Annotated in this window: 19 protein-coding genes and 1 pseudogene; 6 read left to right on the top strand and 14 right to left on the bottom strand. The window is 73.2% G+C overall.

Annotation, left to right across the window (positions count from 1 at the left end):
* Positions 1 to 66: 66 nt before the first annotated feature.
* The gene (locus tag ACFC8N_RS11175; RefSeq protein ID WP_356026005.1) at positions 67 to 1,047 is read left to right on the top strand and encodes a phosphotransferase; all 981 of its coding nucleotides are present in this window, start codon (positions 67 to 69) and stop codon (positions 1,045 to 1,047) included.
* A 96-nt stretch (positions 1,048 to 1,143) separates the two neighbouring features.
* Here ACFC8N_RS11175 and ACFC8N_RS11170 read toward each other — a convergent pair whose 3' ends face one another.
* On the bottom strand, positions 1,144 to 2,820 hold the full coding sequence (locus ACFC8N_RS11170) for a protein kinase (RefSeq protein WP_362820693.1): 1,677 nt from the start codon (positions 2,818 to 2,820) through the stop codon (positions 1,144 to 1,146).
* A gap of 343 nt (positions 2,821 to 3,163) precedes the next feature.
* Between ACFC8N_RS11170 and ACFC8N_RS11165 the strand changes: the two genes are divergently transcribed.
* Complete coding sequence (locus ACFC8N_RS11165) at positions 3,164 to 4,807, top strand: protein kinase (protein ID WP_376287946.1); 1,644 nt, start codon at positions 3,164 to 3,166, stop codon at positions 4,805 to 4,807.
* A 212-nt stretch (positions 4,808 to 5,019) separates the two neighbouring features.
* On the opposite strand, the gene ACFC8N_RS11160 is transcribed toward ACFC8N_RS11165, so the two are convergent.
* Positions 5,020 to 5,562 (bottom strand): bacterial proteasome activator family protein, encoded by a 543-nt coding sequence (locus ACFC8N_RS11160; protein WP_356025999.1) that lies wholly within the window; start codon positions 5,560 to 5,562, stop codon positions 5,020 to 5,022.
* Between the two features lie 174 nt (positions 5,563 to 5,736).
* Between ACFC8N_RS11160 and ACFC8N_RS11155 the strand changes: the two genes are divergently transcribed.
* On the top strand, positions 5,737 to 6,468 hold the full coding sequence (locus ACFC8N_RS11155; protein ID WP_356025997.1) for a hypothetical protein: 732 nt from the start codon (positions 5,737 to 5,739) through the stop codon (positions 6,466 to 6,468).
* Between the two features lie 70 nt (positions 6,469 to 6,538).
* Here ACFC8N_RS11155 and ACFC8N_RS11150 read toward each other — a convergent pair whose 3' ends face one another.
* Together ACFC8N_RS11150 and ACFC8N_RS11145 are read right to left on the bottom strand one after the other, a co-directional pair.
* On the bottom strand, positions 6,539 to 7,519 hold the full coding sequence (locus ACFC8N_RS11150; RefSeq protein ID WP_356025994.1) for an NAD(P)H-quinone oxidoreductase: 981 nt from the start codon (positions 7,517 to 7,519) through the stop codon (positions 6,539 to 6,541).
* Between the two features lie 73 nt (positions 7,520 to 7,592).
* Positions 7,593 to 8,279: pseudogene (locus ACFC8N_RS11145) on the bottom strand (potassium channel family protein); the annotation flags it as partial.
* Positions 8,280 to 8,382: 103 nt separating this feature from the next.
* Here ACFC8N_RS11145 and ACFC8N_RS11140 point away from each other — a divergent pair.
* Positions 8,383 to 9,480 (top strand): potassium channel family protein, encoded by a 1,098-nt coding sequence (locus tag ACFC8N_RS11140; protein WP_356025992.1) that lies wholly within the window; start codon positions 8,383 to 8,385, stop codon positions 9,478 to 9,480.
* A gap of 28 nt (positions 9,481 to 9,508) precedes the next feature.
* Here the strand turns inward: ACFC8N_RS11140 and ACFC8N_RS11135 are convergent, their stop codons facing one another.
* From ACFC8N_RS11135 to pdhA, 5 genes are all read right to left on the bottom strand, one after another.
* Entirely contained in the window at positions 9,509 to 10,858 is a 1,350-nt protein-coding gene (locus ACFC8N_RS11135; protein WP_376287945.1) for a molybdopterin molybdotransferase MoeA, read from the bottom strand.
* On the bottom strand, positions 10,855 to 11,769 hold the full coding sequence (locus tag ACFC8N_RS11130) for an NTP transferase domain-containing protein (RefSeq protein ID WP_376287944.1): 915 nt from the start codon (positions 11,767 to 11,769) through the stop codon (positions 10,855 to 10,857). Before ACFC8N_RS11130 ends, ACFC8N_RS11135 begins: the two co-directional genes overlap by 4 nt.
* A 73-nt stretch (positions 11,770 to 11,842) precedes the next feature.
* On the bottom strand, positions 11,843 to 13,240 hold the full coding sequence (locus tag ACFC8N_RS11125) for a dihydrolipoamide acetyltransferase family protein (RefSeq protein ID WP_376287943.1): 1,398 nt from the start codon (positions 13,238 to 13,240) through the stop codon (positions 11,843 to 11,845).
* Positions 13,240 to 14,244, bottom strand: coding sequence for an alpha-ketoacid dehydrogenase subunit beta (locus ACFC8N_RS11120; RefSeq protein ID WP_356025983.1), 1,005 nt, complete (start codon positions 14,242 to 14,244; stop codon positions 13,240 to 13,242). Before ACFC8N_RS11120 ends, ACFC8N_RS11125 begins: the two co-directional genes overlap by 1 nt.
* Positions 14,241 to 15,392: a pyruvate dehydrogenase (acetyl-transferring) E1 component subunit alpha gene (pdhA, locus tag ACFC8N_RS11115; protein WP_376287942.1), complete on the bottom strand. Its 1,152-nt coding sequence runs from the start codon at positions 15,390 to 15,392 to the stop codon at positions 14,241 to 14,243. The genes ACFC8N_RS11120 and pdhA overlap by 4 nt, the downstream gene beginning before the upstream one ends.
* 175 nt (positions 15,393 to 15,567) lie before the next feature.
* On the opposite strand from pdhA, the gene ACFC8N_RS11110 reads away from it, so the two are divergent.
* Entirely contained in the window at positions 15,568 to 16,068 is a 501-nt protein-coding gene (locus ACFC8N_RS11110) for an Lrp/AsnC family transcriptional regulator (protein ID WP_356025979.1), read from the top strand.
* Between the two features lie 15 nt (positions 16,069 to 16,083).
* Here the strand turns inward: ACFC8N_RS11110 and ACFC8N_RS11105 are convergent, their stop codons facing one another.
* Both ACFC8N_RS11105 and ACFC8N_RS11100 read right to left on the bottom strand, forming a co-directional pair.
* The gene (locus ACFC8N_RS11105; protein ID WP_356025976.1) at positions 16,084 to 16,671 is read right to left on the bottom strand and encodes a TetR/AcrR family transcriptional regulator; all 588 of its coding nucleotides are present in this window, start codon (positions 16,669 to 16,671) and stop codon (positions 16,084 to 16,086) included.
* Positions 16,668 to 18,182, bottom strand: a complete 1,515-nt coding sequence (locus ACFC8N_RS11100) for a 3-hydroxyacyl-CoA dehydrogenase (protein ID WP_376287941.1) — start codon at positions 18,180 to 18,182, stop codon at positions 16,668 to 16,670. The genes ACFC8N_RS11105 and ACFC8N_RS11100 overlap by 4 nt, the downstream gene beginning before the upstream one ends.
* 159 nt (positions 18,183 to 18,341) lie before the next feature.
* On the opposite strand from ACFC8N_RS11100, the gene paaN reads away from it, so the two are divergent.
* Positions 18,342 to 20,048, top strand: coding sequence for a phenylacetic acid degradation protein PaaN (gene paaN / locus ACFC8N_RS11095; RefSeq protein ID WP_356025972.1), 1,707 nt, complete (start codon positions 18,342 to 18,344; stop codon positions 20,046 to 20,048).
* Here paaN and ACFC8N_RS11090 read toward each other — a convergent pair.
* From ACFC8N_RS11090 to ACFC8N_RS11080, 3 genes are read right to left on the bottom strand one after another with little or no spacing between them, the layout of a single operon-like run.
* A complete protein-coding gene (locus ACFC8N_RS11090) occupies positions 20,045 to 20,824 on the bottom strand; it encodes a TrmH family RNA methyltransferase (protein WP_362820687.1) in 780 nt (259 codons plus the stop codon). The two genes, paaN and ACFC8N_RS11090, sit on opposite strands and share 4 nt — an antisense overlap.
* A gap of 10 nt (positions 20,825 to 20,834) precedes the next feature.
* Positions 20,835 to 22,100 carry an HTTM domain-containing protein gene (locus ACFC8N_RS11085; protein WP_376288038.1) on the bottom strand — a complete coding sequence of 422 codons (1,266 nt, stop codon included), beginning with the start codon at positions 22,098 to 22,100 and terminating at the stop codon, positions 20,835 to 20,837.
* A gap of 14 nt (positions 22,101 to 22,114) precedes the next feature.
* A complete protein-coding gene (locus ACFC8N_RS11080) occupies positions 22,115 to 22,849 on the bottom strand; it encodes a DUF5819 family protein (RefSeq protein ID WP_376287940.1) in 735 nt (244 codons plus the stop codon).
* Between the last annotated feature and the right edge of the window lie 359 nt (positions 22,850 to 23,208).

The raw sequence follows: 23,208 nt of genomic DNA, 5'->3' as shown, positions 1-23,208 counted from the left end.
GGCGTGCCGCGCTCTTGTGTACCACCCCTCGTACCCCAAGCGCCCCCTCTGGGCGACTTGCTCCGCATGTACTCCGCCGGTAGCGCTCTCACCTGTGAACCGGTCGTGCAGGGCCTCCTCAATCGCGCATACCGGGTGTGCACCACCCGCGGCAGCTATTTCCTGAAGCACCATTTCGACCCCGACACGGCCGACCCGGCCGCCATCGAGCGCCGTCACCTGGCCACCCGACGCCTGGCCGACCTGGGCGTCCCCGTCCCCGTGCCGCTCGCGTCCCGCGAGGGCCGTACGGTCGCCGTCGTCGGCGGCCACGCCTACGCCCTGCACCCCTGGATCGACGGCCGGCACCGCCACGGCGGCCAGCTCACCCGGCCCGAGAGCGCGCGCCTGGGAGCGGTCCTGGGCGCCGTGCACGCCTGCCTGGAGCGCGTGATGCCGCCCAAGGGGCGCACCCGTCCGGCCACGAGCCCCCATCCCGTGGAGAGCGCCGACCCGGACGACACCTTCGACCTCATCGACGACCTGCTCGGCCGGGTCCGCCGCCACCGTCCCGCCGACGCCTTCGACGAGCTGGCCCGGCACCGGCTCCTGGAACGCCGCGCGCTCCTGGAGCAGCACGCGGACCGGCGCCCCCCGCGCGGGGGCTCGGTGGGCTGGGTGCACGGCGACTTCCACCCGTTCAACCTGCTCTACAAGGACGGCGTGCCCGCGGCCATCGTCGACTGGGACCGGCTCGGCGTGCAGCCCCGCGCGGAGGAGGCCGTACGCGCCGCGGTGATCTTCTTCGTACGCCCCGCGGGCGCCCTGGACCTGCCGAAAGTACGCGCCTACGCGCGCGCGTACCGGCGCGCGGCCGGGGCCACGCCCTCGGAGCTGTCGGCGGCCGTGCACCGGGTGTGGTGGGAGCGGCTGAACGACTTCTGGATGCTGCGCTGGCACTACGAACGCCGTGACACGCGCGCGGACTGTCAGTTCCCGGCCGCGTCGGCCCTCGTGGTGTGGTGGACGCGGGAGTACGACGCCGTCTGCGAGGCGTTCACCGGCTGACGGCGCCCGCGCCCGCCCCGGGCGCCGGTCGGCTCACGGGGAGGCCGTCACGCGACGCCGTCACCGGGATGCGGCCACGGGCGCCGGAGGTGTCCTTCAAGCGGTGGGGTCGCCCGTCACGCCGGACGTCACGCCCGCGTCCGTGCCGCCGTTCGTGGTGCCGGTGGTCGTCCCGCCGTTCGTGCCACCGTTGGTCGTCCCGCCGTTGGTCGTGCCGCCATTGGTCGTGCCACCGTTGGTCGTGCCACCGTTGGTCGTCCCGCCGTTGGTCGTGCCACCGTTGGTCGTGCCGCCATTGGTCGTACTCGTGCCCGTGGACTGCGACGGCGTGGTCTGCGGATCCGTCGGGCGCGTGGTCTGCGACTGCGTGGTCTGCGGATCCGTCGGGGTGTAGCCGGTGCCGCCCGAGCCGGTGTCCGAGCCGTTGTCCGTGCTGGAGCCGGTCGGCTGGTCGGAGGTGCTGTCCGACGGCGACGGGGACGTCGAGTCGTCCGTCGTGGACTGCGAGGGCGTCGTCGTCTGATGGGTGTCGCCGCCGGTCTTCCCGCTGCCGCCCGCGTTGTTCAGCGCGAACGCGACGCCCGCCGCGATCGCGATCACCGCGAGGACCGCGACGATCCACAGCTTGCCGCGCCCGCCGCCCCTGTTGCCGTGCCCCTCGAAGCCGCCGTCGTCGCCGTTGCCGTACCGGGAGGGCAGGATCGGCTGCGGGATCTGCGCGGTGCCGGGGCCGAAGTCGCCCGGGTGCTGCATCGCGGTCGTCCCCGTGAAGCCGCCCGCCGGGGTGTGCCGGCCGTCGTGCGACTGCACCGGGCCGGTGTTCCAGGTGCCGGTGTGGCCGCCCGCCTCGTAGAGCATCTGCAGGCCGTACTGGATCAGCCCGCGCATCTCCTCGGCCGTCTGGAACCGGTCGTCCGGCTCCTTGGCGAGCGAGCGCATCACCAGGCCGTCCAGCTCCGGCGGGCAGCCGTCGGTGACCTGCGAGGGCGGGATCGGCATGTCCTGGACGTGCTGGTAGACCACCGACAGCGGGGTCTCACCGGTGAACGGGGGCCGCAGCGCGAGGAGTTCGTACAGCAGGCAGCCGGTCGCGTACAGGTCGGAGCGGTGGTCGACGGCCTTGCCGAGCGCCTGCTCCGGGGAGAGGTACTGCGGCGTGCCCATGACCATGCCGGTCTGCGTCATCGTCGACTGGGCGCCGTGCAGCGCACGCGCGATGCCGAAGTCCATCACCTTGACGGCGCCGCTGTTCGTGATGATCACGTTGGCCGGCTTGATGTCGCGGTGCACGATGCCGTGCTGGTGCGAGTAGGCAAGCGCTTCCAGCACGCCGGAGACGATGATCAGGGCCTGCTCGGGGCCCGGCGCCTCGGCGTTCATCAGCAGGTCGCGGATGGTGCGGCCCTCGACCAGCTCCATCACGATGTACGGCACGGACTGGCCGCCCACGAAGTCCTCGCCGGAGTCGTACACGGCGACGATCGCGTGGTGGTTGAGGCCGGCGACGGACTGTGCCTCGCGGGTGAAGCGGGCCTTGGAGACCGGGTCCTCGGCCAGGTCGGCGCGCAGCAGCTTGACCGCGACGGTCCGGCCCAGCCGGACGTCCTCGGCCGCGAAGACCTCGGCCATGCCGCCCCGGCCCAGCCGGTGGGTCAGCCGGTAGCGGCCGTCGCCGACGAGCCCGCCGTTGCCCCACAACTCCGGCGCGTCCGACATGCCGCCGCCACTCGCCTCGGGGTCGGACGGGCCCTGGGCGCGCTGCGTCTGTGCCATCAGTCCTCGCCGTCGTTTCTGCCCGCGGTGCGCGCGGTGTTGTCACGGTCTCCGTCGGCCACGCTACAGCCTTCGTGGGGGCCACCGGTTCGGAACGGGAACCGGGACCAGCCACGAGCGTGACCGGCCATGAAACCTCTAGCACGCGCTGTCGTGCAAATTCTGTGTGCCGGTCGTACGCCCCCTGTAACGCTTGCGCGACGCTTCTTGCGCGTACGGTCACGGAACGGGCACCGAGCTTGACGTGTCAGTGCCCTGGGGCAGACTTGGCCGGTAATGACACGTTCGATCAAGGCCCTGCGATGAGCGAAGGTGCCGGACGGCCGGTGGGGGACGGGGAGAGATGAGCCAGGACGGCGCGCACGGCCGGTATGCGGGACAGGCCCTCGCGGGCGGCCGCTACCAGCTGCGGGACCTGCTCGGCGAGGGCGGCATGGCCTCGGTGCACCTGGCGTACGACGCCGTGCTCGACCGCCAGGTCGCGATCAAGACACTGCACACCGAGCTCGGCCGGGAACAGGCGTTCCGTGAGCGTTTCCGCCGCGAGGCCCAGGCCGTGGCCAAGCTCACGCACACCAACATCGTCTCGGTCTTCGACACCGGCGAGGACGATCTCGGCGGCACGGCCATGCCGTACATCGTCATGGAGTACGTCGAGGGCCGTCCGCTGGGCTCGGTCCTCGACGAGGACGTCCGGCAGTACGGCGCGATGCCCGCCGACAAGGCCCTCAAGGTCACCGCCGACGTGCTGGCGGCGCTGGACATCAGCCACGAGATGGGGCTGGTCCACCGCGACATCAAGCCGGGCAACGTGATGGTGACCAAGCGTGGTGTGGTCAAGGTCATGGACTTCGGCATCGCCCGCGCCATGCAGTCCGGGGTCACCTCGATGACCCAGACCGGCATGGTCGTCGGCACCCCGCAGTACCTCTCGCCGGAGCAGGCCCTCGGCCGCGGCGTGGACGCCCGCTCGGACCTCTACTCCGTCGGCATCATGCTGTTCCAGCTGGTCACCGGGCGGCTGCCGTTCGACGCGGACTCGCCGCTCGCCATCGCGTACGCCCACGTGCAGGAGGAGCCGGTCGCGCCCTCCACGATCAACCGGTCCCTGCCGCCGGCGGTGGACGCGCTGGTCGCCCGCGCGCTGAAGAAGAACCCGAACGAGCGCTTCCCGACCGCCGAGGCCATGCGCGACGAGTGCCTGCGCGTCGCCGCCTCCTTCCAGGCGGCCGCGCCGAGCATCGTGCCGGGCACCGCGACGCAGAGCGGCTCGGGCGTCGGCTCCGCGGTGTTCCCGCCGGTCGACCAGAGCGCCCAGTCGGCCCCCGGCCCCGTGCAGACGCCGTACCAGCCGGGTCCGTACGGCGCGCCGCAGACCCCCGCCCCGGCCGCCTACGGCTACCCGCAGCAGGGCGGCTACCAGACACCGCCCCCGGCGGGCTACGCCCCGCAGGCCGCGCAGGCGCCGACCCCGCCGCCGTACGGGGTCACGGCGCCGACGGCCCAGACGGCCGCGCACACCGCCGGCTCCGGCGGCGGCAAGGGCAACAAGCCGGTGATCATCGGCTCGATCGCGGTGTCGCTGGTCGCGGTCGTCGGCCTGATCGTCGCGCTGACCCTGAACAGCGGCGGCAACGACGGCAACGCGGGCGGCGGCGGTGCGAGCGCCTCGGCGTCCACCTCGCACCAGGCGGGCTACCGCGGCCCCGACACCACCCGGGTCATCGACAAGACCAAGTGCACCGAGCCGACCGAGGCCTACAACGACACGAAGAAGGTCGAGCTGCCGGACTTCCGGTACAAGGACATCAACTCGGTGAAGGCGTGTCTGCAGGCCGCGAGCTGGAGTTACGAGGTCACGCCCGTGAACGACAACACCTGGGGGGACGGCACGGTGCTGGACGAGTTCCCCGCCGCGGGAACGCCCGTCGACCCGAAGAACGCGGGCACCATCCAGCTGAAGGTGTCGAACGGCAATCCCGCCTGAAATCGCCGCGAACTGAGAGAAGTTGACGCTTCTCGCTTCTCCTCGACGGCGGCAACGGTTCGGCGGAACGAAGACCGGGGCCCGGCACTTTCCGTGCCGGGCCTCGGTCGTTCGCGGTACAGGCCGCATCGTCACGGGTGCGGCCCGCATCCTCGCGGGTGCGGGCCGGTCGTCACGGATGCGGGCCGCTCGTCACAGGTACAGCCCGGTCGTCACAGGTACGGCCCGCCCGCTCGGCCGCCTGCGTGCGGGTCGTCGCCCTCGTGGCCCGTGACACCGGGCGGCAGCGCGCGGCGCATCTGCTCCAGTTGGGCCCGCGCGGCCATCTGCTGGGCGAAGAGCGTCGTCTGGATCCCGTGGAAGAGGCCTTCGAGCCAGCCCACCAACTGCGCCTGCGCGATCCGCAGTTCCGCGTCGCTCGGGGTGGCGTCGTCGTTGAACGGCAGGGAGAGCCGCTCCAGTTCCTCGACCAGTTCCGGCGCCAGGCCGTCCTCCAGCTCCTTCACCGAGCTGGCGTGGATCTCCTTCAGCCGGACCCGGCTGGCCTCGTCCAGAGGAGCCGCGCGCACCTCCTCCAGGAGCTGCTTGATCATGCTGCCGATCCGCATGACCTTGGCCGGCTGTTCCACCTGCTCCGTCACCGGGATCTCGCGGGAGTCCTCGTCCCCGTTGCCGCCGCCGAGCGCCATTCCGTCCTGGCCCACGACGAGGATCTGAGGATTCTCCGGCGACCGTTCGTTCCTCGGCATCTCCATGCCGCCATTCTCTCGCACCCGTATACCTCACCACCGTGGTGCCCCCTCCTGGGAGTGATCCACCGTTTCGACCCGACGGAGCATTCTGAAATGCCCTGATTGTCAATGAATGTGAGGCTTGTTTCTGTCGGTCATCCATCGATCACCGCATCCGGGCTCCGGGAGGTCACCGACGTGACTCCATGGCTGCGACTCATCCTCCGCTCCGTACGCCTGCTGCTCGCCCTCGCCGTGACGGCGGCCCTGCCGGCGTACGGCACCGGCACCGCGTACGCCCTGCCCGCCTGCGCGGCCGACCCCGGCCCCGGGTCCGCGGCCGGCCAGAACCGCCCACACCACTCCGGCTCCGGCTCCAGTCACGCGAAGCATCCCGGCCACTCGGCTCAGCCGAACGGCTCCGGCGGCTCGGACGGCTCGGTCAGTGGCCGGCCGGAGGGCCCGGGGCACCGGCCGGAGGCACCGGATCACGGTGACCGGGGTGACCGTGCCTCCCCCAGCGCCGCCGCCTCGCCCGTCCCCATGCCCTCCGACTCCGCCTCCGCCTCGTACCACCCCGGGGCCGCCGACCCGACCCGGGCGGGCAGCCTGGCGGGCGAGGGGCGGCTGCGGCCGGGCCGGCCGGACGGGCCCGCCGCCGAGGTGGAGGGCGGCGACGCCCCCGTGCCCACCCGGGCCCCCGGCACGGGCCGGGCGGAGGAGCCGGAGACCGCGGACCTCCCCGCCGTGACGCCGACGGCCCCGGACGCCTCCGGCAAGGCCGGTCTCGACCGGACCCCGGCCCGCCACGCCGCCCCCCAGGGCGAGAGCGCCGCCGAGCCGGTGCTCCAGCTCCTCCCGCTGGGCAGCGGCCTGGTCCTCATCGGCCTGGGCCTGGCGTTCCTCGGCCTGAGACTCCGCAGGGGCTGACGGCGGCGGGTGGCCGCACCGGCGCGGCGAGGTGTCCAGCCGCGCGGGCGCGTCGATCGGGCACCGCTCCCTACGGCGCCACCAGCAGCACCTTGCCCACGTGACCGCTGGCCTCCAGGACCCGGTGCGCCTCGGCCGCCTCCGGCATGGGAAGTTCGCGGTCGACGACCGGACGGACGTGTCCGGAGGCGATGAGGGGCCACACGTGCTCGCGTACGGCGGCCACGATGGCCGCCTTCTCGCCGAGCGGCCGGGCGCGCAGCGAGGTCGCGCTGATCGCGGCCCGCTTGGCGAGCAGGGCGCCGATGTTCAGCTCACCCTTCACCCCGCCCTGCATGCCGATGATGGCGAGCCGGCCGCTGACGGCGAGCGCGTCGACGTTGCGCTCCAGGTACTTCGCCCCCATGTTGTCGAGGATCACATCGGCCCCGGCACCCCCGGTGGCCTGCTTGACCTCGGCGACGAAGTCCTGCTCGCGGTAGTTGATCAGGATGTCCGCGCCGAGCTCGGCGCAGCGCTCCAGCTTCTCCTTCGTCCCGGCGGTCACCGCGACCTTGGCACCGACGGCCTTGGCGAGCTGGATGGCCATGGTGCCGATGCCGCTGGAGCCGCCGTGCACGAGCAGCGTCTCGCCGGGCCGCAGGTGGGCGATCATGAACACGTTGGACCAGACGGTGCAGACCACCTCGGGCAGCGCGGCCGCCCGCGTGAGATCGATGCCCTCGGGCACGGGCAGCAACTGCCCGGCCGGTACGACGACCTTCTCGGCGTAGCCGCCGCCCGCGAGCAGTCCGCACACCGGGTCGCCGACGGCCCAGCCGGAGACGCCGGGGCCGAGCGCGGCGATCCTGCCGGAGCACTCCAGGCCGGGGTAGGGCGAGGCGCCGGGCGGCGGGGTGTAGAAGCCCTGCCGCTGCAGGACGTCCGCACGGTTGACGGCGCTGGCCACCACCTCGACCAGCACCTCGCCCTCGCCGGGCACCGGATCGGGGACCTCCGCCCACACCAGCGCCTCGGGACCACCAGGTTCGGGAATCGTGATCGCATGCATGCCGGTGACGCTACTCCCCGTGGGTGCCCTGTCCCGGGCAGGCTCCCCAGACGTGCGCCCTCGGGCCCGGCGCTCAGTCGAGCGGCCGCGGCCGGATGCCCGGGGTGGCCCGGTTGCCGGGGGACACGCGGACGATGGTGATGAGCCGGTCGGTGAGCTGGAGGACGCCGACGGCCGGGTCGTCGTAGCCGAGCAGCCGGTGTCCGCGTACGACGCTCACCACGAGGTCGTCGGTCTCGCGCGGCCGCTTGCCCACCTCGCCGCGCACCACCGGCCGTTCGACGAGGTCCAGTCCGCTGCCCTGCTGGATCAGGTCCTCCATGACCATGCCGGCGGCGGGGCTGAGCACGGACAGGCCGAGCAGCCGGCCGGCCGCGCTGGCGCTGGTGATGACCGCGTCGGCGCCGGACTGCTTGAGCAGCGGCGCGTTCTCCTCCTCGCGCACGGCGGCCACGATCTTCGCGCCCCGGTTGAGCTGCCGGGCCGTCAGCGTGACGAGGACGGCGGTGTCGTCGCGCTGCGGCGCCACGATGATCTGCCGGGCCTTGTGCAGCTCGGCCCTCTTGAGCACGTCACTGCGGGTGGCGTCGCCCATGACCCCGGCGTAGCCCTCGACGATCGCCGCGTCGACGGCCTTGGCACTGGGGTCGACCACGACCACCTGTTCCGTCTTCAGCCCGGTCGCGCAGACGGTCCGGACCGCCGACCGTCCCTTGGTGCCGAAGCCGATGACGACGGTGTGATCCCGCAACGTGTGCCTCTGAATCATCAGTGGGTGATCCCATGCTTAATACGGAAGCCAAGGGCAACAATGCTGAAGCGATCTCCAGCGTCACGATGTCGTACAGCAGAGGAAACGCGCAATGAGTGCCCCAAGGCAACCCGGACCCGGCTCGGACAGAACCCGCCTTCCACTCCTGCGGTCCCTGCGGTACTGGTCCAGATCCGAGGACGGGCAATCGGTCCGCTTGCCGGCCGGGGCGACGGTGCCGCCCCTGCAACAGGTGCTCCGGCGCCTGGCCCTGGCGCTGCTGGTGCTCGCCCTCACGACCCTGCTCGTGTGGCTCGACCGTGCCGGCTATCGAGACAGCGCAGACGGCACAGTGGACCTGGTCGATTCGGCGTACTACGCGACCGTCACCCTCTCCACCACCGGTTACGGCGACATCACCCCGGTCAGCCACGGCGCCCGGCTCACCAACATCTTCGTCGTCACACCCCTGCGTGTGCTGTTCCTGATCATCCTGGTCGGCACCACGCTGGAGGTCCTCACCGAACGCACGCGGAACCAGGTCCGGATCGAACGCTGGCGCACCCGCATCCGCGATCACGTGGTCGTGGTCGGGTACGGCACGAAGGGCCGTCATGCCGTCGAGACCCTTCTGGGACAGGGGACCTCGAAGGATCAGATCGTCGTGGTCGATCCGCAGAAGAAGGCGGTGGACCTCGCCACCAGTGACGGGCTCGCCGCCGTCCACGGCGACGCCACCCGCGCAGAGACTCTGAGCAGGGCCGAACTGCACCAGGCAGCTCACGTCATCGTGGCTCCCCAGCGCGACGACACCGCAACGCTGGTCACCCTCACCGCTCGGCAGCTCAACAAGAGAGCCTCGATCGTCGTCGCCGTCCGAGAGGACGAGAATGTGCCGCTGGTGAAGCAGTCCGGCGCCGACGCCGTGATCACCAGTTCCAGCTCGGCCGGCCGTCTGCTCGGTGTGGCCATGTCCAGTGCACGCAGCGCGGACGTCCTGGAAGACCTCATGACGTACGGGAGCGGGCTGGATCTTGTGGAGCGAGGGGTGTCCCCGGGCGAGGTGGGGCACTCTCCACGTCAGAGCCCCGATCTTGTCGTCGCCGTCGTGCGGGGCAAGGAGATGCTGGACCATGCCGATCCCCGAGCGGAAACCCTCCGGGCCGGGGACCGGTTGATCACCATTCAGCGTGCGGCACCCCGCCACTGATCCGGCACCGCGTCATGGCCCGGACGTTTCACGTGAAACACACCCCGATCCCGGCGCTCGCCCACGGCAGATCCAGCAGCTCGGTCTGCGCGTTCTGCGGCGCCCCGCCGGACGGTACGACGGCCAGCGCGTCGGCGGCGGCGACCCCGCGGAGCATGGCCGGGCCGTTGTAGTGCAGCGGTACGGCACGGTCGCCGCGCAGCACCACGGGGACGAGCCGGGTGTCGTCCGGGTGTCCCTGGACCGCCTCGGTCAGCGGCAGCGCGTACCGCTCGGGGGCCGGGTGGGCGGCGAGGGTGCGCAGCAGCGGCTCGGCGAGCGTGAGCAGGCCGGAGACGGCCGCGAGGGGATTGCCGGGGAGGCCGACGAGATGCTGGTCGTCCTTGGTGCGGGCCAGCAGCATGGGGTGGCCGGGGCGCACCGTGACCCCGTCGACGAGGAGTTCGGCGCCGATGCGGTCCAGGATCGGGTGCACGTGGTCGCGCGGGCCTGCGGCGGTGCCGCCGGTGGTGACGATCAGGTCGGCGTCGGAGCCGGTGACGGCGCGGTGCAGGGCCTCGGCGTCGTCGCCGATCCGCCGCACCGCGACGACCTCGGCGCCGAGCGCGCGCAGCCAGGGCGGCAGCAGCGGGCCGAGTGCGTCCCGGATCAGCCCGTCGTGCGGCAGGCCCTCGGTCAGCAATTCGTCGCCGAGGACGAGGACTTCGGCGCGCGGCCGGGGTACGGCGGTGACTGTGTCGTATCCGGCTGCGGCGGCGAGGCCGAGGACGGCGGGGGTGACCAGGGTGCCGATGGGCAGCAACTGGTCGCCCTTGCGGCACTCCTGGCCGCGCGGGCGGATGTCCTGGCCGTGCGCCAGGTCCCGGGTGGCGTGCAGCCGGCCCTGTGTGTCGGTGTGGCCGTGCTCGCCGCGCAGGACCGCGGTGGTGTCGGCGGGGATGCGGGCGCCGGTCGCGATGCGCGCGGCCTCGCCGTCGGTGAGCGGCTCGGCCAGGCCGTACCCGGCGAGCACGCCCTCGTCGCGCACCTGCCAGGGGCCGGGTCCGGCGACCGCCCAGCCGTCCATCGCGGAGGTGTCGAAGGAGGGCAGGTCGGTGAGGGCGTCGAGGGGGGCGGCCAGGACCAGGCCGAGGGCGTCGTCGAGCGGCACGGAGACGGGGGCGCGGCGGGGGCGGGCGCGCGCGGCGCGGGCGGCGGTCTCGCGGGCCTGGTGCCAGGGCGTGGCCCGGCGCCGTTCGCCGTCTGCATCAGGATCCGGAGCGGGCGTCTGGCCCGCGTCGTGGTCCCTGGGTTCTCTCACGAGGGCGAGGGCCACCTCCAGGTCGAGGTCGTCGCTGTCCTGCGCGGGCGCCCCGGTCCGGGTGTCGGGGGCGGTCATCCGGCGTCCGGGGTGTCCGGGCCGCTGCCGTCCCCGCCCCCGTCCTTCGCCTCGTTCTCCTCTTCCCAGCGCAAGGCCAGCGCGGTGGCCTTGCGGGCGGCCTCGGCGACGGCCTCGGGGCTTCCCTTGCCCTGGGCCGCGGCGTAGCCGACGAGGAAGGTGGTCAGCGGGGCAGCGGGCCGGGCGACGCCGTGCGCGGCGTCCCGGGCCAGGTCGAGCAGGACGCCGGTGTCGACGTCGAGGTCGATGCCCAGCTCGTCCTTGACTGCGGAGATCCATTCATCCAACACGTGCCCATGCTCCCTGATGCGTGCCCTGGCGTCGGCGATGTCGTCCCAGGTGTCGCAGTCGAAGGACGCGAGCGGGTCCGGGACACGGGTGAGGCGGAGGGCGCCGGTCAGCCGGCGCAGGGGCAGTCCGGTCAGGCCGTCGGATCCGGCCGCGAGGGTGCCCAGTTCGCGGCGCAGTGCGCCGGTGCGGTAGGCGGCAACGAGCGGCTGGTCGCGGCCGCCCTCGTCGGTGAGCAGCGCGCCGTCGGCGCCGCTGTCGCGCAGGGCGGCCAACAGGCGCTGGAGGGTGGCCGGTTCGAGGAAGGGCAGGTCGGCGGAGAGCACGACGGCGTGCTCGGCGGTGGTCAGGCGCAGTCCTGCCGCCAGCGCGGCGACCGGGCCGGCACCGGGCGGCTCCTCGTGCGTCCACAGCACCGGCCGCACGGTGGGCCGCCGGGCGGCCACGACGACCGTCGTACGGGCACCCGCGCAGGCGGTGAGCACCCGGTCGAGCAGCGCCCGGCCGCCGACCCGCAGCCCGGGTTTGTCGGCCCCGCCGAGCCGCCGGGCGGCGCCGCCGGCCAGCACGACGGCGTCGTACGGCGCGGGCGGCCCGGGCGCGGCGGGGGCGTTGTGGCTCATCCCCCGAGTATGTCCCGCCCGGGCCTGCCTGTGTGCGCCGTCCGCGGGGACCTTGTGCCGGGCCCCGCGGGTGTCACAGGGTGCGCAGCAGCACCGCCGGCTGTTCCACGCAGTCCGCGACGTACCGCAGGAAGCCGCCCGCCGTGCCGCCGTCGCACACCCGGTGGTCGAAGGTGAGCGAGAGCTGGACGACCTGGCGCACCGCCAGCTCGCCCTCGTGCACCCAGGGTTTGGGGACGATGCGGCCGACGCCGAGCATGGCCGCCTCGGGGTGGTTGATGATCGGGGTGGAGCCGTCGACGCCGAAGACCCCGTAGTTGTTCAACGTGAAGGTCCCGCCCGTGAGTTCCCCGGGCGTCAGGGTGCCGGTGCGGGCGGCCTCGGTGAGCCGGGCGAACTCGGCGCTCAGCGCTTCGGCGTCGCGCGCGTGGGCGTCCCGGACGACCGGCACGACCAGCCCGCGGTCGGTCTGCGCGGCGAACCCGAGGTGGACGTGGTCGAGCCGGACGATCTCGCGGGCGTCCGTGTCGACGAAGGAGTTCAGCTCGGGGAAGCGGGCGAGGGCGGCGGTGCAGATCCGGGCGAGCAGCGCGAGCACGGAGATCTTCGGGCCTCCGGCTGCGTTCATCGCGGCACGCGCACGCATGAGCTCGGTCGCGTCCGCGTCCACCCAGCAGGTGGCGTCCGGGATCTCCCGGCGGCTGCGGGAGAGCTTGTCGGCGACGGCTCCGCGGACGCCCTTGAGGGGGACGCGGACCCCGGCGGCGCGCGGGGCCGGGGAGGCGGGGGCGGGCGCGGCCGGGACGGCGGGTGCCGCCGCCGCGGCCGGTGTCTCGGCCCAGCCGCTGCCCTGGGCCGTCCTGGTCCGCAGGGCGCCCTCGACGTCCGCGCGCAGGATCAGTCCGTCCGGGCCGGAGCCCGCCAGCTGCCGCAGGTCCACGCCGCTCTCACGGGCGAGCCTGCGCACCAGCGGGGAGATCACGGGCACGGGGCCCTCGGCGTGCAGTGCGGTCACGGGCACGGCGGCAGCGGCGAGGGAGGCCGGGGTCCCGTCCCGCCCCGCCGCCGCGTCCGGGACGGGTGTGCCGCTTCCGGCGGTCCTCGCGCTCGCGCCGTCGGCCGCCATCGGCGCCGGCCGCAGCCTACGGCGTCGCGCGGGTGCTTCCGACGTGCCGTATCCGACCAGGACGTTGCCGGAGCCCTCGGGCTCGGTGTGCGGCGCCGCCTCGCCCACCGCAACCGTCAGCAGCGGGGCGCCGACGGGCAGTTCGGTGCCCTCCTCGCCGAAGCGGGCGGTGACCACGCCGCCGTAGGGGCAGGGCACCTCGACCATGGCCTTGGCCGTCTCGACCTCGACGACCGGCTGGTCGACGGCGACGACGTCACCGACCTGGACGAGCCAGCGGACGATCTCCGCCTCGGTGAGTCCTTCGCCGAGGTCGGGGAGCTTGAACTCCAGCACCTGTGCCATCAGCCCTCGGCCTCCCACTGCAGCCGGGCCACGGCGTCCAGGATGCGGTCGACGCCGGGCAGGTGGTGCCGCTCCAGCATGGGCGGCGGGTAGGGGATGTCGAAGCCGGCCACGCGCAGCACGGGCGCCTCCAGGTGGTGGAAGCAGCGCTCGGTGATCCGGGCCGCGATCTCGCCGCCCGGTCCGCCGAACCCGGTGGACTCGTGGACGACGACCACGCGTCCGGTGCGCCGGACGGCCGCGCAGACCGTCTCGTCGTCGAACGGCACCAGCGAGCGCAGGTCGACCACTTCCAGGTCCCAGCCCTCGGCCCGGGCCGCCTCGGCGGCCTCCAGGCAGACCGGCAGGGAGGGGCCGTAGGTGACGAGGGTGGCGCTGCGGCCCGGCCGGCGCACCACCGCGCGGCCGATGGGCTCCACGTCGGTCGGGTGCTCGGGGTTCCAGGAGTCCTTCGACCAGTACAGCCGCTTGGGCTCCAGGAAGACCACCGGGTCGTCCGAGGCGATCGCCCGGCGCAGCAGGCCGTAGGCGTCGGCGACGGTCGCGGGCGTGACGACGTGCAGGCCCGGGGTGGCCATGTAGTAGGCCTCGGAGGAGTCGCTGTGGTGCTCGACGCCGCCGATGCCGCCGCCGTAGGGCACGCGGACGGTGATCGGCAGGGGCATCCGGCCGCGCGTGCGGTTGCGCATCCGGGAGACATGGCTGATCAGCTGCTCGAACGCCGGGTAGGCGAAGGCGTCGAACTGCATCTCCACCACCGGGCGCAGGCCGTACATGGCCATGCCGACGGCGGTGCCGAGGATGCCGGCCTCGGCGAGCGGGGTGTCGGTGCAGCGGTCCTCGCCGAACTCCTTGGCGAGGCCGTCGGTGACCCGGAAGACCCCGCCGAGCGCGCCGACGTCCTCGCCCATGACGTGCACGGTGGGGTCGGCGGCCATCGCGTCGCGCAGCGCGCGCGTGAGGGCCTGCGCCATGGTGGCGGGCTTGACGGCGACGGTGGTCATCGGGCGCCGCCTTCCGGCTCGCCGTGCTGCTGCTCGGCGTCCAGCTCGGCCTGCAACAGGGCGCGCTGTTCCCGCAGTTGGGCGGTGGTCTCGGCGTAGACGTGGTCGAAGAGGGCCATGGGGTCCGGTTCGGGATCGCGGTTCATGCGGGCGCGCAGGGCGGCGGCCATCTCCTCGGCGTCCTGCCGGGCGGCCTCCTTGCCGGCCTCGTCGATCAGCCCCCGCGCGGTCAGCTCCGCCTCCAGCAGTTCGATCGGGTCGTGCGCGCGCCAGGCCTCGACCTCGGTGTCGCCGCGGTAGCGGGTGGCGTCGTCGGCGTTGGTGTGGGCGTCGATGCGGTACGTCACCGCCTCCACCAGGGTGGGTCCGCCGCCCGCACGCGCGTGCTGCACGGCGTCGCTGAGGACCTCGTGGACGGCCGCCGCGTCGTTGCCGTCGACCAGCCGGCCCGGCATGCCGTACCCGACGGCCTTGTGGGCCAGGGAGGGCGCGGCGGTCTGCTTGGCGAGCGGGACGGAGATGGCGAAGCCGTTGTTCTGCACGAGGAAGACGACCGGTGCCTGCCAGACGGCGGCGAAGTTCAGCGCCTCGTGGAAGTCGCCCTCGCTGGTGCCGCCGTCGCCGACCAGGGCGAGCGCGACGACGTCGTCGCCCTTGAGGCGGGCGGCGTGCGCGAGGCCGACGGCGTGCGGCAGCTGGGTGGCCAGCGGGGTGGACAGGGGGGCCACGCGGTGGGCGTGGGGGTCGTAGCCGGAGTGCCAGTCGCCGCGCAGCAGCGTCAGCGCCTCGACGGGGTCCACGCCCCGGGCGACGACGGCGAGCGTGTCGCGGTAGCTGGGGAAGAGCCAGTCGCGTTCCTGGAGGGCCAGCGCGGCGGCGACCTGGCAGGCCTCCTGGCCGGTGCTGGAGGGGTAGACAGCGAGTCGGCCCTGCTTGGTGAGTGCGGTGGCCTGGGTGTTGTAGCGGCGACCGCGGACCAGCTGGGCGTAGAGCCGGCGCAGCAGGTCGGGGTCGGCCTCGGCGGCCGACCGGGTGCCGAGGACGCGGTAGGGCTCGGCGTCGGGCAGCAGCGGCGCGGGGTCCATACGGGGCTGCCAGGCGGGCGGCGGCGATGGCCGGTACGCGCCTCGCTGCTCCATGACCGTCATGACGGCACCTCCTCGTGGGAGCGGCTACGGGAGGCGGGTCGACGGTGACCCGTCCCACCTACCGATTGTTCGGTCGTCGGCACATTTTGGCTACAGGCACCTTCAGGCTGTGGACAAACGGTTCTCCACAGCCTGGAATGAACGCAGGACGTCCACGGCGAGGGAGCGGGGGGACATGGCAGCTGAACAATTGGCCGAGGGACCGCAGGATGGCATCCCGCTGCCGCCCCCGCGACCGCTGGACGCCATCGATCAGGACATCCTGAAAATCCTCCAGGGTGACGGCCGCGCCTCGATACGTGCGGTCGCCGAACGCGTCCACGTCTCGCGCGCCAACGCGTACGCGCGGATCAACCGGCTCGTCGAGGACGGGGTGATCCGCGGGTTCGGCGCGCGCGTGGACCACGAGCGGGCGGGGCACGGCACCTCGGCGTACGTGACCCTGAAGATCGTCCAGAACACCTGGCGCACGGTCCGCGAGCAGCTCAGACAGCTGCCCGGCGCCTCGCACATCGCTCTGGTGGGCGGCGACTTCGACGTCCTGCTGCTGGTGCACACGCCCGACAACCGGGCGCTGCGCGAGCTGGTCCTCACCCGGCTCCAGGCGATCCCCGAGGTGCTCAGCACGCGCACGCTGCTGGTGTTCGAGGAGGAGGACCTGGAGCCGGAGGAGTAGCGGCCCTGCCGGCTCTCAGGCGCTGCGCAGGCCCGAGAAGACGAGCCGGGCGACGGCGTCGGCCACCTCGCGCTCGCCGGCGCCGCGCGGGTCCGGCCGGTACCACTCCACGATCGAGTTGATCATGCCGAAGACCAGCCGGGTGGCCAGCCGGACCTCCACGTCGCCGCGGACGTCACCGTCGGCGGCCGCGGCCTTCAGCAGCTCGGCGACCCGGTGGTCGAAGTCGCGCCGCCGCTCCAGCGCCCACCGCTCGGTCTCGGTGTTGCCGCGCACGCGCAGCAGCAGCGTCACGTACGGCAGCTCGCCGATGAGCACCTCGACCATGCGGCGCACGACGTGCTCCAGACGCTCGACGGACCTCCCCACGCGCGCGTGCTCCTCGTCGAGGATGGCGAACAGTCCGTCCAGGGCCCGGCTGACGGCCCGGCTCAGCAGTTCCTCCTTGCCGCTGACGTGGTGGTATATCGACGACTTGGAGATGCCGGCCGCCTTGGACAGGTGCTCCATGGAGGTGCCGTCGTAGCCGCGCTCGTTGAAGACCTGCACGGCGACGGACAGGAGCGTCTCCGGGGTGTACGTGTCGCGTCTGGCCGTGGTCACGAGGCGCCCTCCCGCTTGTCGACGGCGTATGCGTGGCGGTAGAGCGCGAGTGAGGGCGCGTAGCGTCCGGACGGGTCGCGCTCGTGCATCTCGTCCAGGACGTCGATGGCGAAGTCGCGGCCGAGCTTGCGGTCCCACGCGAACGGGCCGAGCGGGTAGTTGACCCCGAGGCGCATGGCCGTGTCGATGTCCTCCTCGGTGGCCACGCCCTTGGCGACCGCGTCATGGGCGAGGTCGATGATCCGGGCGACCGTGCGCGCGACGATCATGCCGGGGACGTCGCCGATGACGCTGACGTCCTTGCCGAGCGCCTGGAACAGGCCGGTGGCCTCGGCGAGGGTCTGCGGCGAGGTGTCGTGGACGGCGGACAGGGCGATGCGGGTGGCCGTGCGGTAGTCGAGGGCGAGGTCGAAGTAGACGACGTCCCGGAACTCCACGGAGGTCTGCCCGTCGGCGAGGACCAGCTGGCCGCCGCCGGGCAGCACCAGGCGGGTGCCGTTGTCCTCGTCCTCCTCGCGGACCTGGATGCCCGCCTCGCGGATGAGCGCGAGCAGACCGGCGGCGGGGCCGAGGTCGCCCTCGGCGATGACGTACGCGGGCGGCCGCTCCTCGTCGGCGGTGTGCGGCTCGGCCGGCTCGGCGTCCTCGGCGTAGTCGTACCAGCCGTGCCCGCTCTTGCGGCCGAGGCGTCCGGACTCCACCAGCCGGCGCTGCGCCAGGGAGGGCGTGAAGCGCACGTCCTGGAAGAAGGCCTGCCACACCGAGTGCGTCACGGACTCGTTGACGTCCTGCCCGATCAGGTCGGTCAGCTCGAAGGCACCCATCTTGAAGCCGCCGGAGCCGCGCAGCACCGCGTCGATGGTGGCCGGGTCGGCCGCCTGGGCCTCGTAGACGGCGAACGCCTCGGCGTAGAACGGCCGGGCGATCCGGTTGACGATGAAGCCCGGGGTGTCCGCGCAGGCCACCGGGGTCTTGCCCCAGGCGCGGGCGGTCTCGTACGCGCGCGTGGCCGACGTGACGTCGGTGGCGAACCCGGAGACGACCTCGACCAGGGGCAGCAGCGGGGCCGGGTTGAAGAAGTGCAGGCCGACGAAGCGGCCGGGATGGCGCAGGGCGCCGCCGATCGCCGTCACCGACAGCGAGGAGGTGTTGGTGGCGAGCAGGCAGTCATCGGTGACGATGTCCTCCAGTTCGCCGAAGAGCTGCTGTTTGACGTCCAGCCGTTCCAGGACGGCCTCGACGACCAGTCCGCAGTCGGCCAGCCCGGCGAGGCCGTCCACCGGCTTCAGCCGGGCACGGGCCGCGTCCCGGTCGGCGGCGCCGAGCCTGCCCTTCTCCACGAGCCGGTCGAGCCGGGCGCCGATCGCTTCGGCCGCGTCCCGGGCCCGTCCGGCGACGGCGTCGTACAGCCGCACGGGGTGGCCGGCGACCAGCGCGACCTGGGCGATGCCCTGGCCCATGGTGCCGGTGCCGACGACGGCCACGGGGCTGCTGAGGTCGAGTGCTGTCATGTGCGCGATCCTCCCGCACGGGGTTTTCCACAGATGCGGCGGTCCCCCTTGTCCCGACCGATCGTTCGGTTACTCTAGCTCTGACGATCCCATCCCGCTGCTCTTTCTGCCAGGCCGTGAACTCGACGGAGAGTTCCCCAGACGAGGAGTTGGTCCCGCATGGCCGCCGAACTGACCGCGCCCGAGCTGATCGCGAAGCACCGGCCCACCCTGGACCAGGCGCTGGAAGCGATCCGTACGCGCGCGTACTGGTCCCCGCACCCCGAGCACCCCAAGGCCTACGGCGCGAACGGCAGCCTGGACGCGGAGGCGGGCAAGGCCGCCTTCGACGCCGTGCTGAACACCCGCCTGGACCTCGGCCAGCCCGGCACGGACGACTGGACGGGCGGCGAGGTCTCCCCGTACGGCATCGCGCTGGGCGTGGAGTACCCGCACGCGGACGTGGACGTGCTGCTGCCCGCGATGAAGGCCGGGCAGCGCGCCTGGCGGGACGCGGGCGCGGAGACGCGCGCGGTGGTCTGCCTGGAGATCCTCAAGCGCATCAGCGACCGGACCCACGAGTTCGCGCATGCCGTCATGCACACCAGCGGCCAGGCCTTCATGATGGCGTTCCAGGCGGGCGGCCCGCACGCCCAGGACCGCGGCCTGGAGGCGGTGGCGTACGCCTACGCGGAGCAGGTCCGCACGCCGGAGACGGCCGAGTGGACCAAGCCCCAGGGCAAGCGCGACCCGCTGACCCTCACCAAGCAGTTCACCCCGGTCCCGCGCGGCATCGCCCTGCTCATCGGCTGCAACACCTTCCCGACCTGGAACGGCTACCCGGGCCTGTTCGCCTCCCTCGCCACCGGCAACGCGGTCCTGGTCAAGCCCCACCCGCGCGCGGTGCTGCCGCTCGCGCTGACCGTGCAGGTCGCACGCCAGGTCCTCACCGAGGCCGGCTTCGACCCGAACCTGGTGGCGCTGGCCGCCGAACGCCCCGGCGAGGGCATCGCCAAGCCCTTGGCCACCCGCCCCGAGATCCGGATCATCGACTACACCGGGTCGACGGCCTTCGGCGACTGGCTGGAGGCCAACGCCCGCCAGGCGCAGGTCTACACGGAGAAGGCCGGCGTCAACACGGTGCTGGTGCACTCCACCGACGACTACAAGGGCATGCTGTCCAACCTGGCGTTCTCGCTGTCCCTGTACAGCGGCCAGATGTGCACCACCCCGCAGAACCTGCTCGTTCCCCGGGACGGCATCCGCACCGACCAGGGCTCCAAGACCTTCGACGAGGTCACCGCCGACCTCGCCCGCGCGGTCGACGGCCTCCTCGGCGACGACGCGCGCGCGAACGCCCTGCTCGGCGCGATCGTCAACCCGGACGTCAAGGCCCGCCTGGAAGCCGCGGCCGGCCTCGGCGAAGTCGTCCTCGCCTCCCGGGAGATCACCCACCCGGACTTCCCGGACGCGGTCGTGCGCACCCCCGTCATCGTCAAGCTGGACGGCGCGCGGAAGTACTGGGAGGGGGCGGACGACCAGGCCGCCTACATGAGCGAGTGCTTCGGCCCCGTCTCCTTCGCCGTCGCGGTCGACTCGACGGCCGACGCGGTGGAGCTGCTGCGCCGCACGGTCCGCGAGAAGGGCGCGATGACGGTCGGCGCGTACACGACCGACCCCGAGGCCGAGCGGGCCGTCGAGGAGGTCTGCCTGGAGGAGGCGGCCCAGCTGTCGCTCAACCTGACCGGCGGGGTGTACGTGAACCAGACGGCCGCCTTCTCCGACTTCCACGGCTCGGGCGGCAACCCGGCGGCCAACGCCGCGCTGTGCGACGGGGCGTTCGTGGCGAACCGGTTCCGGGTCGTCGAGGTGCGCCGGGAGGCCTAGGAAGGGGCCCGGACAGCGGCCTGAGAAGCCGAGGGCGCGCCCCCGGTGACGCTCCAGTGGTACAGCGTCATCGCCACGCTGGTGGCCAGGTTGTAGCTGGAGACCTGGGGGCGCATCGGCAGCGCCAGCAGGTGGTCGGCACGCGCGCGCAGCTCGGCCGACAGCCCGCTGCGCTCCGAGCCGAACGCCAGCACGGCGTCGTCGGGCAGCGTGGTGCCCCGGATGTCCTCGCCCTCGGGGTCGAGGGCGAACAGCGGCCCGGCGGGCAGCTCCTCGACCCCGAGGCGCTCCACGGCGGTCGCGAAGTGCAGCCCTGCGCCGCCGCGCACGACGGTGGGGTGCCACGGGTCGAGCGTGCCCGTGGTGACCACCCCGGTCGCCCCGAAACCGGCGGCGAGCCGGATCACGGCCCCGGCGTTGCCCAGGTTCCTCGGGTTGTCCAGGACCACGACCGGCGCGGTGCGCGGCGTGCGGGCGAGCGCCCGCAGATTGGCCTCACGGGACGGCCGTACGGCCAGCGCGGCCACCCCGGTCGGGTGGGGCCGCGGCACGAGCGAGGCGTACGTCCGCGCCGGCACCTCGGTGAGCAGGGCGTCCAGCGCGGCCCGGACGTCCCCGGCCAGCTCCTCGGCCAGGGCGAGCGCGGCCGCCCGGTCGGTGGTGACCGCCACCGGCACCTCAGCCCCGAAGCGCACCGCGTGCTTCAGGGCGTGGAAGCCGTCGAGCAGCACGGCGCTGCCGGCGTGCGCGCGCCAGCGGGTCAGCGGGTCGGTCATGCCGTGAACCCTACGCGGCGCCCACCGCGCCCGGAGCGTCCTGCTCCGCCCCCTCCGGCTGCTCCTGCCCCGGCTCCTGCCCCGGCTCCGGCTCCGGCTCCGGCGAAGAGCGCGGTGCGGGCACCGCACGCTCCCCGCGCCCGGCGATCCGCGCACGCGCGCGTGCCACCAGGGCGCCCAGCCGGCGCAGGAAGGACGTCGGCAGGAAGACCGCGTCGGCGGTGATCATCGCCAGCGAGAAGAACGGCAGGCCGAGGACGACCGCGATCACCGCGTGCTCAAGCATCATCGCGACCAGCAGGACGTTCTTGACCCGCCGGTTGAACAGGGTGAACGGGAAGGCGACCTGCACCATGACCGTCCCGTAGGCGGCGATCATCATGATCGTGCCGCTGGAGGACATCAGGTCGGCGAGGCCCGGCCAGGGCGAGAAGTAGTCCAGGTGGAGCGGGTAGTAGACGGCGGTGCCGTCCTGCCAGCGCGAGCCCTGGATCTTGTACCAGCCGGCCGTCGCGTAGATGAGGCACGCCTCCGCCATGATCACGGCAAGAGCGCCGTTGTGCAGGATGTTGGCGACGACGTCCAGCAGGATCTTCGGGTCCCGTGCCGTCGCCCAGCGGCCGACGGCCCACCACAGGCCGAGCCCCGCCAGGACCGTCCACAGCAGGGCGGGGATCAGCCAGCCGTTGTCGAACCGGCCGGTGACCGTCACGAGGACGAGCGCCAGGCCGAGCACCGCCCAGAGGGCCGGCCCCAGCCGGTCGGCGGGAAGCCGCTCCCCACGCGCGCGTGCCGCCTCGGCGCGCTCCGCCCGCCGCGCGTCCAGCGACCACACCTGTCCGCAGCGCGTGAACACCAGGTAGATCGACATCAGGTGCAGGACGTTGTCCCCGCCGTCGCCGACGAAGACACTGCGGTTCTGGAGCGACAGCACGCCCACCATGAACAGCACGGACGCCGTCCGGGTGCGCCAGCCGAGCAGCAGCGCGACGCTCGCGAGGACCGCCAGCACGTAGAAGCACTCGAACCAGAGCTGCCCGTCGGTCCACATCAGGGCGGTGAAGGCGCGGTTGTCGGCCGTCAGCTCCTTGGCGAGGCTCCAGCTCCACGGTCCGGCCGGGCCGTACAGCTCCTGGCGGTGCGGGAACTCCCGCAGCAGGAACAGCAGCCAGGTCCCGGCGAACCCGATCCGGATCACGGCGCTCTGGTACGGCCCGAGCGCCGCCCCGGTCACCCGGGCGATCCCGCGCGAGAGGGTCAGGGAGAGACGGGTCAGAGAGGAAGAGCCGTTCACCGCACACCCCCGGCGGCCTCGTCGGCGGTCACGGTCCACCAGGGCAGCAGACGGTAGACGGGCTGGTCGGACACGCGCTCGGGGCTCCACTTCGGCGGCTGCACATTGGTGGTGCAGGAACGGATCTGCACCTGCTGGATGACGCCCAGCCGGTCGGGCGGCTCGTTCCGGTACAGGCGCATCACCACGATCCGGCGCAGGTACTCCTCGGAGAGGGAGCCGCGCATGCCGACGGGCCGGTTGTCGGTGCCGTGCGTGGCCGTGAAGAAGTCCCAGGCCCGGCGCAGCTCGTTCTGCTCGGTGTGGCTGGGCGCCAGGTTGCCGTCGATGGCGGCGCCGTCCTCGGCGGACAGATCGGTCCACCCGGTGGTCCGCAGCTCACCGCCCTTCGTCCGCACCTCGGCACGCACCTGGACGGCGATGTTCTGCTGCAACGGGTTCGGGGCGAACAGCTTCCAGTTCTGCTCGAACTCGGGGTACACCCACTCCTCGACGGCCTTGCCGTGCTGCTTCGTCACGGTGTTCGCGGGGGCGAGGCTGAGGAACACCATCAGCACATGCACACCGGCGGCCACGGCGACCGCGGCGAGGGCGAGTGCCGCGGCGATCTGGTAGCGGGGGGAGAGAGCGGCCACACCGGTACCGGGCGCGGCGGGCGGCACGGCGGCAACGCCCACCCCAGCGGCCGGCCCCGCCTCGGCCTCCTCGGTCTCGGCTCCCGGCTCTGCCACCGGGCCCGCCTCCTCCGCCCGGCCGGGCCGGGCCGCCCAGCCAGGACCAGCCGCCCGGGCCGACTCGCCACGTCCCGCGTCGCTGTGTCCTGCGTCGCTATGTCCCGCGTCGCTGTGGCCCACGTCGCTGTGTCCTGCGTCATCGGGTCCGGAGTCGCCGGATCCCGAGGCGCCACGTCCCGGCTCGCTGCCGCCGGGGCCAGTCCCTCTGGCGCCTACGGCCGCGGTGTCGGTGCCGGTGCCGGTGCCGGTGCCGGTGCCGGTGCCGGTGCCGGCCGGAGGTTCGGCCGGGAGACGCGCCCCGGTCGACCCGTCGGGGCCTGGCTCGGCCCCCGGGTCCTCGTCGTACGCGTCCATTC

Origin of the sequence: Streptomyces sp. NPDC055966 (genome assembly GCF_042269865.1) — a bacterium.
Taxonomy (GTDB): Bacteria; Actinomycetota; Actinomycetes; order Streptomycetales; family Streptomycetaceae; genus Streptomyces.
The sequence above is the reverse complement of the archived record's forward strand: the minus strand, read 5'-3'. Positions and strand labels throughout refer to the sequence as shown.